At 64.1% G+C, this 284-nt stretch carries 1 pseudogene; it reads right to left on the bottom strand.

Annotated elements, in window-relative coordinates:
* Positions 1–49: 49 nt before the first annotated feature.
* Positions 50–284, bottom strand: a pseudogene (locus ACZY0B_RS28010) (HNH endonuclease signature motif containing protein); the annotation flags it as partial.

The following is a 284-nucleotide window of genomic DNA, read 5'->3' as shown; positions in this document are numbered from 1 at the left end:
AGCTATCCACGCGACGTCGCGACGGCGATGGCTTCGGAGGTGCTGACGACTACTCGTCCGACTCAGAAAGTAGTCGCCCTGGGTGGTGGAAGGTGTTGGTGCGGGGTTGGCCGCGCTCTAGGTGTGGGGGTGGGATCCATTCGGTGGTGCCGTTGGAGTGTTTTCGGGTGGTCCAGCCGCGGGGGTTGCAGCAGTCGGTGGTGGGGGCCGCAGGTGAGGGTGAGGTTGTCGATGCCGGTGGTGTGGCATTGGGCGTAGTCGGTGATGTGGTGGACTTCGCAGTA

The sequence above is a fragment of the Mycobacterium sp. IDUB_19 genome (assembly GCF_055419445.1).
Note: the sequence above shows the minus strand (reverse complement) of the source record. Positions and strands in the feature narration are given on the sequence as shown.